Below are 13,705 nucleotides of genomic sequence, written 5' to 3' on the forward strand. Positions count from 1 at the left end.
TTGAAAAATGAAGGAATTCCTATATACGGTATTAATTATAGAGATAATAAGTTATCGGCAATTAAAGTTTTAGAAAATTATGGAAACCCATACTTAAAGATCGTTAATGATCATAAAGGCGATCTTTCCATTAATTTAGGAGTAATAGGTACGCCTGAAACATATTTAATGGATCAAGAAGGTCAGATAATTAAAAAGGTAATGGGCGTATTAGATCAAAAAACTTGGGATGATGAATTAGCGAGTTATTTTTATAAATAAAATTTAGTAAAGGGCTTTAATGAAACTATTAATATTATTATGTTCAATACTATGCGTGACATACGCTGTCGCTGAGCCTGTTTTTATATCATCAACAAAGGAGAGAAGCATTCAAGTTGAGCTGTTTGAATTTGATAGTTTAGAGCAGCAATCAAGGGCGATCGCATTGGCTAAGTCATTGCGTTGTCCACAATGCCAGAATCAAAATTTGATCGAATCAAACTCTCCTATTGCAAAAGATCTTCGATTAAATGTTTTCGAAATGATCAAAGCAGGAAAGAGTGATGAATATATTATTGAATATATGACCGAAAGGTTTGGTGAATTTGTTTTATATAATCCTGCTTTCAATAGAGGTAATTTAGTACTTTGGCTAATACCTTTTGTTATTTTTGTGCTCTTCGTTCATCTTGCAATAAAAAGTGTCAAAAGTGATGTATAAATATTATCTATACTGTTTACCTAATTAGTCTGTTTTTGTAATATACTTCATACAACTCACTGAGCTTACACAGATATAAGGACTTATTCGTGGATAATGTAATATCGAACTTAAAAAAGGAGTTTTATACGAATGTTCAATCTAAAAAGTGGAGTGAGCAGTATAGTGCTAAACCAAGCCTTTCATTTTTGACTCAAGAAGAATTATCAGAATTAGAAAATGCATGGATCCAACTGGCTATCTGGAAACTGGAAAAAACAGCAAGTAAATGAAGTTAGCCTGTAAAATCTAGCTTCAACGATCATCTAAAGTTTGTAAGTTCTCACGCATCTAATCTTGATCAGTTATATAACTATAAGTAAAACCATGATCTGTAGTGCGGGTTGTGCTTGATATTCAGTAGAGTTTATCTGTATCGAAAAATTTGAGTATTGGCAGGTTGGAATTCCATCAAATCAATGGCTCTGCCCCGAAATTTAACCCCATGTTAGAAAGGTCTAACGTGGGGTTTTTTATTACGTAATGAACAAGTTGTTATAATATAACAATTCATAGCTTCAGAGCCTTGAAAAATCGCTTAGATAGCCTCATAGTACTTAACATCAGATTGTTATTGCCCGATTGTTGAATTAGTAGGCTTTAATTAAAATAATAATTCCAAGTAGATAAAATCATCAAGTGAGTATAGATATGGCGGAAGTACGTGCCAGAGTAGATTTCAAAGTAGGGGTAGGCAGCAATATTGATGCTGAGCTTCTGTCATTCCATGGATTGAAAACAGAAAAAGAACATGTTGCTGTGATCTTTCAGTCTGCCGATAAAACTCAGAATACACCTTTGGTACGAATGCACTCTGAATGCTTAACGGGTGACGTATTTCATTCATCTCGCTGCGATTGTGGTGAACAGTTAGATGAAACGATTAATAAAATGGGTGAATCGGGCGGTATTATTTTATATCTCCGCCAAGAAGGGCGTGGTATTGGTCTTTATAACAAGATCGACGCATACCGCTTACAAAGTGAAGGTATGAATACATATGAAGCGAATAACCACTTAGGTTTTGGTGATGATTTACGTGATTTCACAGAAGCAGCTGAAATGCTAAAAGCGTTAGGTATTAACACTATCCGCTTAGTCACGAATAATCCTAAAAAGATCAGAGAGTTGAAGTCTCATGGCATTCAAATTGAAGAAGTCGTCAATACTTCAGCGCATGTAAAGTTAGGCAATGAAAGTTACCTTCAAGCAAAAGTGTCACACGGAAAGCATGATTTAGACCTTTAAATTACCTTCTTCTCATAAATCAAATAAAAACCTCACATTTGTGGGGTTTTTTTGTATTTGGCTTGCAAAAAAATTGTAAATTTGTATTATTTGGATTGCTAGTGCAAATGATAATGGTTTGCACTATTACTACTAATAATAATTCAAGCTCAACAAGGACGCTTCAATGACCATCAAATCTTTAGTGACTAAAGCTGTTACTTCGTCACTCCTTCTTGCCTCTGCTTCTTCATTTGCAGCAGTGACTCAAGATCAAGTAGTTGAACACTACGCAGATATTGCACACGCCGTTTTTTCGGATTCTGTTATTACAGCCAAGGCTCTGAACTCTTCTATTGATACATTTTTAGCTTCGCCTTCTGCTGCAAATTTCGAACAAGTTAAACAAGCTTGGTTAGATTCTCGAGTACCATACCAACAATCGGAAGTTTTCCGTTTTGGTAACGCGGTTGTTGATGATTGGGAAGGTCAGTTGAATGCATGGCCTCTAGATGAAGGTCTGATTGATTACGTTTCAACTGATTACCAATATGAATTAGGTAACGAAGGCGCTAGTGCAAACATTGTTGCTAACAAAACGTTCCAAGTTGGTCAAACAACGGTTGATGCAACAAATATTACTCCTGAGCTAATTGCTGAGCTTAATGAAATTGGTGGTTCAGAAGCAAACGTAGCGTCTGGTTACCACGCGATTGAGTTCCTACTTTGGGGACAAGATTTAAACGGCACTAATGCAGGTGCAGGTAACCGTGTATACACTGATTTTGTTGTTGGCTCTGAATGTACAAACGGTAACTGTGACCGCCGTGGTTCATATTTAAAAGCTTCAGCTGAACTTCTGATTCAAGATCTTGAATGGATGGAAAAACAGTGGTCTGCTGATCAAAAAGGTAATTACCGTCAAGAGCTTTTAGCGGGTTCTAGCGATAATGGCTTGCGTAAAATGCTATTCGGCATGGGCTCTCTTTCATTAGGTGAACTTGCCGGTGAGCGTATGAAAGTTGCTCTAGAAGCAAATTCAACTGAAGACGAGCATGATTGTTTCTCTGATAACACGCATAACTCGCATTACTACAATGAGCAAGGTATCTACAACGTTTACACTGGTCTGTACAAGCGTGAAAACGGTACGTTGCTTTCAGGTCCAAGCTTATACGACCTAGTTGCTCAAGAAGACAAGCAAGCTGCAAAAGAGATTCAAAAGCAATTTGATCTTGCTCGTGCACAAGTCGGTGAACTTGTAACATCTGCTGAGAAAAACAATCAGCACTTTGACCAGTTAATTGCTTCAGATAATGCAGCAGGTAACGCGCTTGTAAATAAAACGATTGTAGCTCTAGTTTCTCAAACGGCTGCTATTGAACGTGCAGCAGGTGTGATTGGCATTGATAGCTTGAACCCTGATACTGCAGACCACGAGTTTTAAGCGATAAATAAAGTTAACAAAGGGCTCCTAGCGAGCCCTTCATTGTTTCTGTATTGTTCAAGTTTTTGTGTTGTTCAAATCGTCAAACAATGAAATCTAAAAAATATAACTAATAATAAATAATCAAGGCAATGTATGAAGTCGTATCTCACCGCCTCGCTACTTATCTCACTGTTCGCAATGTCTCCCTTACACGCCCATGAAGTGTATTCAGGAGGGAAAACCACTACTAAAAAAGAAGGCGCTAATGCGTTTTCAATGCCAGCAACTAACTTACCTATGACTAAGCGATTAGACTTTAGTGTTGGTAATAGTTTCTTTAGAAACCCATGGGTTCCTGCACCAGCTTCTACAGACGCTCGTGATGGGCTAGGTCCTTTGTTTAATACCAATGGCTGCCAAAATTGCCACATTAAAGATGGTAGAGGGCATGCGCCTGAAACGGGAGATAAACACGCTGTTTCCATGCTGGTTCGATTAAGTATTCCAGCTGAAACCGCCGCTCAAAGACAAGCTTTCATTCGAGATGGTGGAATCCCTGAACCTACTTATGGCGGTCAGCTTCAAGATTTTGCTCTACAAGGCTTGAAACCTGAAGGCAAGGTGAATATTAGCTATATAGAAGTTCCAGTTAAATTTGATGATGGAACGATGGTGAGCTTGCGTAAACCTAGCCTAACTATTACTGAGCTAGCGTTTGGCGATATGCACCCAAAAACTGAATTTTCAGCTCGTGTAGCACCGCCTATGATTGGTCTTGGCTTATTAGAAAGCATTCCTGAAAAAACGATTCTAGGCTTTATTGAACAGCAAAAATCAGAAAACCTTGGTGTTTCAGGTAAAGCGAATAAAGTGCTTGATGTTCAAACAAATGAACTTACGCTTGGGCGATTTGGGTGGAAAGCCGGGCAACCGAACTTGATGCAGCAAAATGCCGCAGCATTTAATGGTGATTTAGGTTTGACGAGCAATCTATTCCCTAATGAAAACTGTACAGCGAACCAATCTACGTGTACCGACTTTCCAAATGGTGGTTCGCCGGAAGTCAGCGATAACATCCTTGATTTTGTAGAATTTTATTCCCAACATCTGGCTGTGCCAATTCGACGTAATGTCGATAATCCACAAGTGATTCAAGGTAAGCAACTCTTTAAAGAAATTGGCTGTCAAAGCTGCCATCAAGCTGAGATAAGAACAGCTGAACGCGCTGATTTGCCTGCGTTATCCAAGCAGCTTATCAGCCCGTATACAGATATGTTACTGCACGATATGGGCGAAGGTTTAGCCGACAATAGAGCGGAATATTTAGCGAATGGACAAGAATGGCGTACTACACCTCTTTGGGGATTAGGCTATACCAAGGAAGTGAATGGGCACACATTCCTATTACATGATGGTCGTGCTAGAAATATTATGGAAGCGATTCTATGGCATGGTGGGGAAGCTCAAAATGCTAAACAAAAGGTACTTAGCCTGAATGCAAAAGAGCGAGAAGCACTTGTCGCGTTCTTGAATTCTTTATAAATATAATAAGCTAGCGTAAGCAGTGCTGATTAAATATATTTAACTTCTAAAGCGCTGCGAACGTAAATAGTCAGCCAGTAAAAGGTCGTAAACATGAGTGAAAAATTATTCGCGATACCATTGATTGTCGCAGCTCTTGCCGGGTGCCAGTCCACAACTCAAGTAAATGATGCCCCTGTATTTAATCTTGATGAAACGCAACATGTAAGCCACGAGGTTTATGTTAAGCAGTTTGAGTCTGCTGTCGCATTCAATACACAAGCAAAATTACTTGAAGAATCGCTAGGTCAATATTGTGAAACCAATGATTATTCTATTGATGCTGTGAAGCTGCAATGGCACCAGACTATGCTTGCTTGGATGGCGCTTCAAGGGCAGGAACGAGGGCCAGCAGAAGCTCTACAAGAGAGTTGGAATATTCAATTTTGGCCAGACAAAAAGAATACAACTGGTTTGAAAATGGCTCAACTCACTCGACAAGACAAAACTTGGACTCAAGCTGAAATTGCTCAGCAAAGCGTAACCGTTCAAGGTTTAGGGGCGTTAGAGTGGATGCTTTATGACGAAAAATCACCGTTATTAATTGAAAAGAACAAAGGCTGTATGTCTGCTATCGCTATTTCGCAAAATCTATCTGTGAAATCGACCAATATTGCAGATGCATGGCAAGTTAACCCGTGGGTAGCTTTAGATGAATCCCGATGGGAATCTGAATACGTGGCTTTGCTAACGAATCAGCTAGATTACAGCATGAAAAAACTGAGTCGACCACTTGCGAATATTGGTAAGCCTCGCCCTTACTTTGCTGAGTCATGGCGCTCAGAAACGTCTTTATCGCAACTTAAAGCTAATATTCAAGCAATGCAGTCTTTGTATTTAGCAGATGGACAGGGTTTAGATAATATTTTAAGAGGTCGAGATTTAAATGATTTAGCGGACCGAGTTAAAATTCAATTTGAGCAGACGCTAGCAACTTGGCCTGAAGAAAGCAGCCTGTTTGGTATGCTTCAGAGCAAAGAGGGCTACCGAAATGTTTTAGCTCAATACAATAAGTTAGAGCGCCTCAAATATCTTATTCATGAAGAAGTGGCGATCGAATTAGGAATTGTAATAGGGTTTAATGCAACTGATGGTGACTAATCAAACTAGGCGTTCATTACTTAAAGCAGCACTATTGGGTGCTGCTGTCCCAGTACTTCCTTTTGGCTGCTCCAATATATCCTCCCAAGTAAAACGTGAGCCAGCATTAATTGGGTGCTCACTTCAGGGTAAGGATAAATACTCTGCGGTTGTAGCAGATAAATGGGGCATGCCTATTCAAACTCTCCCTATCCCAGAGCGCGGTCATGGTGTTGCGATTAGACCTAATGTCGACTCTTCACACCCCAATCAAGCGGTGGTTTTTGCTCGTAGACCGGGTAGCTACTTTATGGTGTTTGATTATCAAACCGGTCAACAGATTCATTTATCAGTGAAAGGTAAAAACAGGCACTATTATGGCCATGGTGTTTTTTCACTTGATGGTTCATTGCTGTACGCGACTGAAGGGGTATCTAATACAAGCCAAGGTGTGATAGGTGTTTATGATGCGCTTAATGGCTATAAGAAGGTCGATGAATTCACTGGTTTTGGTATTGGTCCTCATGAAGTCATCATTATGCCAGATAGTCGATTAGCTATTGGGGTTGGAGGCGTTGATACGGATGGTCGAACTCCTAGAAATTTAAAGACAATGCAACCAAGCTTAAGTTATTTGTCCGCCACAGGTGAGCTACTTGAGCAAGTCGGGTTGGCTGATAAACAACTGAGTATTAGACATCTTGCTCATGATGGAGATGAAACCGTACTTTGTGGTCAACAATATCGCGGTGAACCCGATGAATACCCAGCATTACTCGCTATGCATACTCGGGGTGGTCGTTTAGAGCAATTAAAAGCAGAGCCTGAGCAGTGGGCGAGATTTAACCATTACATTGCAAGTATTGCAGCTTCTGATGAATGGATTATCGCGACTTCACCACGAGGGAATTGCTATGGAATTTGGTCTAAACAAACAAAAGAGTTGGTCGAGCTATCTTCTTTAACTGACGCTTCAGGTGCTGTATTTATGGGCGAAGAGTTTAGGTTAAGTTCTGGAGCTGGGGAGGTTATTAGCCAAACTGAACCATCGGAAAAAACAGCCATCCAAACACTAACCCAATGGGATAACCACTGGTCTTCGATCTAGTTTTCATTAAGCTATATCGCTAACGGTTTCGGTACATTTATAGCATTTGGTACATTAATAGCTTTCAATACGTCTCTAGTTTTCTATACATCTATAGCTGTCAATACAACGATAGTTTTTGAAAGATCTGAGTGTTGACATTGCTACAGCTCATGCCTTTTTGAGCGCTGTATTTACAAACCTGTCTAGTCTCAAAATCAATATAGTCTCTAATTAATACTTGGCGCGTCCATTTCTTTGCCATACTTAAAACTGGTGGGTATGGAGCGTGCTATGTTAGCGAAATTTTTTTGTGGATTATTACTTCTGACTTCATTTCAAGTTTGGAGCTTAACGGGCTTATATGAGAAAGGGTGGATACCTGAAAGTTCATCTCTAAAATTCTATGTGCTTTATCCCGAACTCACTGAAAGCTTTTATACTGACTCATCTTCCGCTTTATTATGGAATGATTCTGAAGCCTCTCAAGTGCTTGAGTTTCAACTATCCATTATCGATCGCTCTGAGATAAGTCCTCTGTTTGAACGTCAGTTAAAAAGGCTCAGGTATTATAGAGAGCAAGAACTTTGGTTTGAGCATGATGTGCTTTCGATGGATACTCTGATTCTTTACCTTAGTTATTCTGAAAATGCCCCTTTAATAGGTAAGCCTTGGTACTTCTCAGAGCAGCTTCATGCCAAGCTTCCTAAGCCTTCCCCACATTTGCTGTTCAATTTAAAGCGAAATTTGGAATCTAATACTCTCAAAGAGTTCGTATTGTCTTATGCACCTCCTGTTGGCGATTATCAGCAATTTATCCATTCCTATTCAATATTGGAAAATGCTTTATTAGAGCCTATTGAGCTATACCACCAGCAGGGACTAAAACGTAAAGGTGATGAAGTACTTGACCGAAGTTCTTTGATTAAAAGAATGTCATTAGTCGGAATTGATACTCAGTTAATTAAACCCGATATTGTCTTTTTTGATGAAACCCTAGAGGTTGCTCTTCTGGAATTTCAAGCTATGCATGGTTTAAAGGCTGACGGCGTTATTGGACCTAAAACGATGTCATGGATAAATATGAGCCCCGAAAACAGGCTAAGAAGCCTATCGTTGAATGCCGAGCGAGCTCGGTTATGGCCGCAAGATCGAGATTCAATGATTTTAGTAAATGTTCCAAGCTTTAACATGAAGTACTGGTCTGATGGTGAGGAAGTGTTTGAGTCTAAAGTTGTGGTTGGAAAGCTATCTAGAAAGACACCGTTATTAACGACAAAATTGGATTCTGTGATTTTGAATCCGACTTGGAATGTGCCTTGGAAAATAATGGTTGAGGACATATTGCCTAAAGTTAAAGCGGATAATACTTATCTACAAAGACATAATTTTGAAGTGATTGAAAAATGGCGTTCACCTGAGTCTTTGAATCCTGATGATATTGATTGGGCAAATATTAACCCTAGAGCATTCCCATATAAGATGCGCCAGCAAGCTGGAGTGAAAAATGCCTTGGGATTATACAAATTCAATACACCTAACCGACGAGCCATTTATTTGCACGATACTCCAAGTAAAGGCTTATTCGACACTGACCGACGGGCATACAGCTCTGGTTGTGTTCGAGTGGAACATGCTGAAGAGTTTGCAGAGTTGCTAATAGAAAAGCATACGAAGAAGAACTTTGAAGACAGCACGGCTCTTAAAGCAAACACTAGAGTCCAGTTAAGAAAGCGCATTCCAGTGCATATTATCTACCAAACGGTTTTATTTGAGAAAGAAGGCATCCAGTATCGAAGTGATATTTACAAATACGACAGTATGAGTAATGAAGGGTGATCTTGACTCAATTTTAACATTTGTCGCTTTGTGAAAAATTCATAAACAGTTTCAATAACTAAAGGCAGTTTGATTACTCATTCTGCCTTTTTGACGTGTTTCATCGAATTGACTCATAAAAAAACCTTCTGTATTGTCCGTTTTTTGTTCAATTTAGATGGGTCAATTTGCTGTATGTCTCAAAATGTTTTCTCTCGCCGCCAATTTTTATCAATGGCTGGTGGTAGTGTCGTAATTGCTTCTATTGTTCCTTCTACTGCTTTTGCTTCTTACCCTGATAAACCAAGAACCATTGCAATGAATAATTTGCATACTGGTGAAACGTTAGAAACTTGCTATTTCGATGGTGTAAATTATTTAAGCGATGAAATGGCTCGTATCAGTAAGCTGTGTCGTGATTTCCGTAGAAATGAGATCCACCCAATGGATAAAGGGCTTTTTGACCAACTATCCAGTATCCAGAACCTACTTGGTGTGAATACTGAGGTACAAATCATTTCTGGTTACCGTTCCTCTGCAACGAATGAAAGCCTTCGCTCAAAATCTAGCGGAGTGGCAAAGAAAAGTTACCACATGCAAGGTCGAGCTTTGGATTTTAGGCTCAGTGGCGTGAATTTGAAAGAAGTCAGAGATGCGGCGAAAAGTCTTCAAGCCGGTGGGGTTGGCTACTATGCGAAAAGCGACTTTATCCATATAGATACAGGTCCTGTTCGCAGTTGGTAAGACTTACGTGACAAGAGACAGTAATTGATTAAAACTCAATGTGCAATTATTGATTGTATAGGTTAAAGGTAAATTCTTGAGCTTGTCAAAATGAGTGTCCAATGTCATAGTTTGCCTTTAAATTTATAGCTCACTGTAAGCGTTTTTATCTTTTACGGTGTTCATATTGGCAATTCATATAGCCAATTATCAAGCTTGCTTTCAAAGGTTTATCTATGTCTCTTAAATATCAAGTAGTGCCTGTCACTTCATTTTCTCAAAATTGCTCTATTGTTTGGTGTGATGAAACAATGGAAGGCATCGTGGTTGACCCAGGTGGTGATGTTAAACAACTTGCTGCGATTATTGAAGAACTTGGCGTTAAAGTTGTTAATTTGGTATTAACTCACGGACACTTAGATCATGTTGGTGGAACAGAGCCGCTTGCTGAAATCTTGAATGTAGAGGTTATTGGTCCGCATAAAGCTGACCTTTTCTGGCTGCAAGGTCTTGAAGGGCAAAGCCAAATGTTTGGTTTCCCGCTTTGTAAAGCATTCGAACCTAATCAGTGGCTTGAAGAAGGTGACCTAGTTACGTTTGGTAATCAGAAAATTGATGTTTTTCACACTCCTGGTCACACTCCTGGTCACGTTGTTTTATTTAGTGATGAAGCGCGCTTGGCTTTCGTAGGTGATGTGCTGTTCAACGGTGCTATCGGTCGTACTGACTTTCCCCAAGGTGACTTTAACACTCTGATATCTTCAATTAAGACAAAATTATGGCCACTCGGAAAAGACGTAACGTTTGTTCCTGGTCACGGCCCTGAGTCTACATTTGGTCGAGAGCGAGTATCTAACCCATTTGTAGCTGATGAAATGCCATTGTACTAATTCATTTCGTTTGTGTTATTTAGCTCGGCAGCTGCAAGGTAGCGTCGAGCTAAACCGACAAATTCATCCCCGCTCATATTGATTTCATTGGTTGCGATAAATATATCAAAGCCGTGATAGCTTCTCTGATGTTTCATTCTATTCGCTAACATAGCCAGCATGCCTGTATAGGCGGTATGTGCAGGGCTTTTGTCTATATAGTTATTAGAATCTAAAACTATATCTTCGAACTTCGCTTCGCTTCCAGCTTGTTTAGCCCCCAAATACAGTAACCCTCTCTGACTGAGTAATAGCTCACAGGCCACTTTAGGGCAGATCGAGTCTAAATAGGGCTTATAGTGTTTAAGTTTTATTCCTATCCAAGGCAGTGGCTCGTGCCAACCATCTTGTTGAAATGTGCATATTGAAACCTCTTGTATGTTATCCCATTTTACGACCCATCCACCTTTGAAAAAGTGCTGTTGTAGATGTGTGGAAGTGAGTGTGATCATGACATGGCTACGCAAAGCAAAGTAATAAATGCTAAAGAGAATGCTGGTTAACGTTAGAATGGTCACCAGCATGGGTTTTCTATATTCGTTGTAAATCAGGAAAAAGATGAGAAACAGCGCAAAGAAGTAACCGATCGGTTTTATGAAATAATGCCAAGATGGCAGTGTAAAATTGCTAAGGTGGCGAGTATTCATAGGAAGCACCATGTTTCATATATCACCAATGGATGGATAACCAGTATATAAGCCCTTATTTAATAAAACGATGATTAAATAATAGACGTTGATAAACAATATACGTATTTTTCGTCGACTTTCGGCTCTTCACTCTACAAATAGCTCCTGTTTTTTGGTATAAATCGCGCTTCAAATTTTCACCACTGCGCAAGAGCAGTGAACTGGAGAAATATTCAATGAGACTTGCTCATAAGCGTAAGGTGCAGGCTAAACTGCAAAAACGTATTAAAGCGGCTGTTGCTAATGTAGAAGTTGCAAAAGCAGCAGTAGCGCCTAAATCGGCGAAGCCTGTCGCAGAGAAAGTTGTCGCAGAAAAAACTGTAGCAGCAAAACCAGCGGTAACAAAAACAGTAGCAGCAACGAAAAAAGTAGATGTTGCACTGACACCTAAGCAACAACAAGTATTAGACATTGTTGTGAAAAATGCTGAAGGTATTAACCCTAAAGGTATCGGCTTAGAAGCTGGTCAAGAAGATGCAAAAGCAGCTTCATGGGCTACAGGCGCATTGAAAAAACTTCTAGAAGAGAATCTAGTAGCGAAAGAGCAGCTTGCAGGTAACAAAGTTATTTACAAAGCTATCTAATTGCAATGCTCGTTGGTCTCATTTGAGATTAGGCGATTAAGTTGTACAAGTTCAAAGCCTCGATTTTCGAGGCTTTTTTGTTTTTATTAACACGCATTTTCAAACCTTCTTATTTTCCTACCACTTTACGTATTGTAAGTAGCATCCTGACTGGCTTTAGTTCTTTAGTTCTTTAGTTCTTTAGTTCTTTAGTTCTTTAGTTCCTTGAGTGCTCTGGTGACCATCAATTAGGCTTTGGCTATCTAATGGGTGACTGGTTCTCTTCATACAGATAGAAGCTTTTAACTCAATACATATTGTTTCGCACTTAATACCCGACACAAATCACGAATTGGGTACATGATGTTAATTATCAATATAAGTAACTACGTACGTATTTCTATCTTAGATCTATTTAGGTTCGGCTATAACTTATTGAAAATTAGACTCGCTATCTAAAATCCTACGTATAAATACTTAATCCTTTGGTCTAATGCCCTTTATTCCTCTAATTTTAGGTGCGTGATAGCGCTGATTTCTTATTGTTCCTAAAGCGTCCATTCTTGTTTGGAATCATAAAATGCTCATTGAAAGAGTATCTGAAACTAACCAAGGACGTGAACATGAGTCTTATCCAACACTCACTGAAACGAGTTTTTAAAAATGTGGCAGTAACTGCTGCTGCTTGTTTCGCTTTAGTTGCTACAGGTGCGACTGCTGCTGATAAAGTTTACCGCTTAAAACTGGCTGAAACGTGGGGACCTAACTTCCCAGTATTTGGTGATGCAACTAAAAACATGGCTGCAATGGCTGAGAAAATGTCGAATGGGCGTTTGCAAATCAGAATCGATTCTGCGAATAAACATAAAGCACCGCTTGGTGTCTTCGATATGGTGAAGTCAGGTCAGTATGACATGGGTCACTCAGGTTCGTACTACTGGAAAGGTAAAGTGCCAAATACGCTGTATTTCACTTCGATGCCTTTCGGTATGACACCAGCAGAGCAATATGCTTGGTTCTACCACGGTGGTGGTATGGAACTTATGGAACAGGTTTATTCTCCGCATAACTTAATGTCTTTCCCTGGTGGTAATACAGATATTCAAATGGGCGGCTGGTTTCAAAAAGAGATCAACAGTGTTGAAGACTTAAAAGGTCTTAAGATGCGTATCCCTGGTTTTGCTGGCGAAATCTTGGCTGAGCTTGGTGCAAAACCAACGAATATTGCCCCTGGTGAGCTATACACATCTTTAGAGCGTAGAACGATTGATGCTCTTGAATGGGTTGGTCCATCACTGGATTTACGTATGGGTTTCCACAAAATTGCCCCTTACTACTATACAGGTTGGCATGAGCCGGGTTCTGAACTTCAGTTCCTAGTGAATAAGCGTACGTGGAATAAATTACCTGAAGATCTACAAGAGATTTTACGTGTGGCAATGCGTACAGCCGCTTACGACATGTATACGCAAGCAACACATGAGAGTGGCAAAAACTGGGTATCGATGAAAACAGAATACCCTGATGTTCAAGTTAAAGATTTCCCACCTTCAGTGATGGCTGCTCTGCAAGAAGCTAATGACCGTTTACTTGCTAAACACGCTGAAAAAGACGCACTGGCTAAAGAAATTCAGAAATCACAATCTGATTACTTACAGCAAGTACGTTCATGGACTGATATTTCACACCGTGCTTACTTAAACAGCCAAGCGAAATAGTCTGCAACTCATAACAATAATAATGGCGTTGAAAGAATCTTAAGGCTCCGGCCCTAAAGCATGATTGAAAACGCCATCGAACAATTTTAAAAGAACAAACAACTATAAAAATGATGCTG

At 39.6% G+C, this 13,705-nt stretch carries 13 protein-coding genes and 1 pseudogene; 13 read left to right on the top strand and 1 reads right to left on the bottom strand.

The features are described 5' to 3' along the window. The 11 genes and pseudogenes from F0226_RS08720 to F0226_RS08770 all read left to right on the top strand — a co-directional run. Window positions 1–261, top strand: a pseudogene (locus F0226_RS08720) (DsbE family thiol:disulfide interchange protein); the annotation flags it as partial. A 19-nt stretch (window positions 262–280) separates the two neighbouring features. Further along, window positions 281–703: a cytochrome c-type biogenesis protein gene (locus F0226_RS08725; RefSeq protein WP_171735277.1), complete on the top strand. Its 423-nt coding sequence runs from the start codon at window positions 281–283 to the stop codon at window positions 701–703. 89 nt (window positions 704–792) lie between these two features. Next, window positions 793–975, top strand: a complete 183-nt coding sequence (locus tag F0226_RS08730) for a hypothetical protein (RefSeq protein WP_171735278.1) — start codon at window positions 793–795, stop codon at window positions 973–975. Window positions 976–1,393: 418 nt separating this feature from the next. After that, window positions 1,394–1,990, top strand: a complete 597-nt coding sequence (gene ribA, locus F0226_RS08735) for a GTP cyclohydrolase II (RefSeq protein WP_171735279.1) — start codon at window positions 1,394–1,396, stop codon at window positions 1,988–1,990. A gap of 166 nt (window positions 1,991–2,156) precedes the next feature. Beyond that, on the top strand, window positions 2,157–3,416 hold the full coding sequence (locus F0226_RS08740) for an imelysin family protein (RefSeq protein ID WP_171735280.1): 1,260 nt from the start codon (window positions 2,157–2,159) through the stop codon (window positions 3,414–3,416). A gap of 135 nt (window positions 3,417–3,551) precedes the next feature. Beyond that, entirely contained in the window at window positions 3,552–4,940 is a 1,389-nt protein-coding gene (locus F0226_RS08745) for a di-heme oxidoredictase family protein (protein WP_171735281.1), read from the top strand. A gap of 93 nt (window positions 4,941–5,033) precedes the next feature. Beyond that, on the top strand, window positions 5,034–6,080 hold the full coding sequence (locus F0226_RS08750; RefSeq protein ID WP_171735282.1) for an imelysin family protein: 1,047 nt from the start codon (window positions 5,034–5,036) through the stop codon (window positions 6,078–6,080). Further along, window positions 6,070–7,167 (top strand): DUF1513 domain-containing protein, encoded by a 1,098-nt coding sequence (locus tag F0226_RS08755; protein WP_171735283.1) that lies wholly within the window; start codon window positions 6,070–6,072, stop codon window positions 7,165–7,167. Before F0226_RS08750 ends, F0226_RS08755 begins: the two co-directional genes overlap by 11 nt. A 273-nt stretch (window positions 7,168–7,440) precedes the next feature. Further along, the gene (locus F0226_RS08760) at window positions 7,441–8,985 is read left to right on the top strand and encodes a L,D-transpeptidase family protein (RefSeq protein WP_171735284.1); all 1,545 of its coding nucleotides are present in this window, start codon (window positions 7,441–7,443) and stop codon (window positions 8,983–8,985) included. A 174-nt stretch (window positions 8,986–9,159) separates the two neighbouring features. Continuing rightward, window positions 9,160–9,708: a DUF882 domain-containing protein gene (locus tag F0226_RS08765; RefSeq protein ID WP_171735285.1), complete on the top strand. Its 549-nt coding sequence runs from the start codon at window positions 9,160–9,162 to the stop codon at window positions 9,706–9,708. Between the two features lie 215 nt (window positions 9,709–9,923). Beyond that, window positions 9,924–10,577, top strand: coding sequence for an MBL fold metallo-hydrolase (locus tag F0226_RS08770; RefSeq protein ID WP_171735286.1), 654 nt, complete (start codon window positions 9,924–9,926; stop codon window positions 10,575–10,577). On the opposite strand, the gene F0226_RS08775 is transcribed toward F0226_RS08770, so the two are convergent. Further along, window positions 10,574–11,263, bottom strand: a complete 690-nt coding sequence (locus F0226_RS08775) for a DUF2982 domain-containing protein (protein ID WP_171735287.1) — start codon at window positions 11,261–11,263, stop codon at window positions 10,574–10,576. The two genes, F0226_RS08770 and F0226_RS08775, sit on opposite strands and share 4 nt — an antisense overlap. A 218-nt stretch (window positions 11,264–11,481) precedes the next feature. Here F0226_RS08775 and F0226_RS08780 point away from each other — a divergent pair, with 218 nt between their 5' ends. Together F0226_RS08780 and F0226_RS08785 are read left to right on the top strand one after the other, a co-directional pair. Next, window positions 11,482–11,889 carry a MarR family transcriptional regulator gene (locus tag F0226_RS08780; protein WP_171735288.1) on the top strand — a complete coding sequence of 136 codons (408 nt, stop codon included), beginning with the start codon at window positions 11,482–11,484 and terminating at the stop codon, window positions 11,887–11,889. A gap of 602 nt (window positions 11,890–12,491) precedes the next feature. Further along, entirely contained in the window at window positions 12,492–13,586 is a 1,095-nt protein-coding gene (locus F0226_RS08785) for a TRAP transporter substrate-binding protein (protein ID WP_171735289.1), read from the top strand. Window positions 13,587–13,705 lie beyond the last annotated feature (119 nt).

Source organism: Vibrio sp. 99-70-13A1, from assembly GCF_013114625.1.
GTDB lineage: Bacteria > Pseudomonadota > Gammaproteobacteria > Enterobacterales > Vibrionaceae > Vibrio.

Bases quoted from the DNA above. Each gene is read 5' to 3' on its own strand.
- F0226_RS08750 (WP_171735282.1), top strand. From the start codon at position 5,034: ATGAGTGAAAAATTATTCGCGATACCATTGATTGTCGCAGCTCTTGCC.
- F0226_RS08740 (WP_171735280.1), top strand. From the start codon at position 2,157: ATGACCATCAAATCTTTAGTGACTAAAGCTGTTACTTCGTCACTCCTT.
- F0226_RS08780 (WP_171735288.1), top strand. From the start codon at position 11,482: ATGAGACTTGCTCATAAGCGTAAGGTGCAGGCTAAACTGCAAAAACGT.
- F0226_RS08745 (WP_171735281.1), top strand. From the start codon at position 3,552: ATGAAGTCGTATCTCACCGCCTCGCTACTTATCTCACTGTTCGCAATG.
- F0226_RS08765 (WP_171735285.1), top strand. From the start codon at position 9,160: ATGTCTCAAAATGTTTTCTCTCGCCGCCAATTTTTATCAATGGCTGGT.
- ribA (WP_171735279.1), top strand. From the start codon at position 1,394: ATGGCGGAAGTACGTGCCAGAGTAGATTTCAAAGTAGGGGTAGGCAGC.
- F0226_RS08770 (WP_171735286.1), top strand. From the start codon at position 9,924: ATGTCTCTTAAATATCAAGTAGTGCCTGTCACTTCATTTTCTCAAAAT.
- F0226_RS08775 (WP_171735287.1), bottom strand. From the start codon at position 11,263: ATGAATACTCGCCACCTTAGCAATTTTACACTGCCATCTTGGCATTAT.
- F0226_RS08725 (WP_171735277.1), top strand. From the start codon at position 281: ATGAAACTATTAATATTATTATGTTCAATACTATGCGTGACATACGCT.
- F0226_RS08755 (WP_171735283.1), top strand. From the start codon at position 6,070: ATGGTGACTAATCAAACTAGGCGTTCATTACTTAAAGCAGCACTATTG.
- F0226_RS08760 (WP_171735284.1), top strand. From the start codon at position 7,441: ATGTTAGCGAAATTTTTTTGTGGATTATTACTTCTGACTTCATTTCAA.
- F0226_RS08785 (WP_171735289.1), top strand. From the start codon at position 12,492: ATGAGTCTTATCCAACACTCACTGAAACGAGTTTTTAAAAATGTGGCA.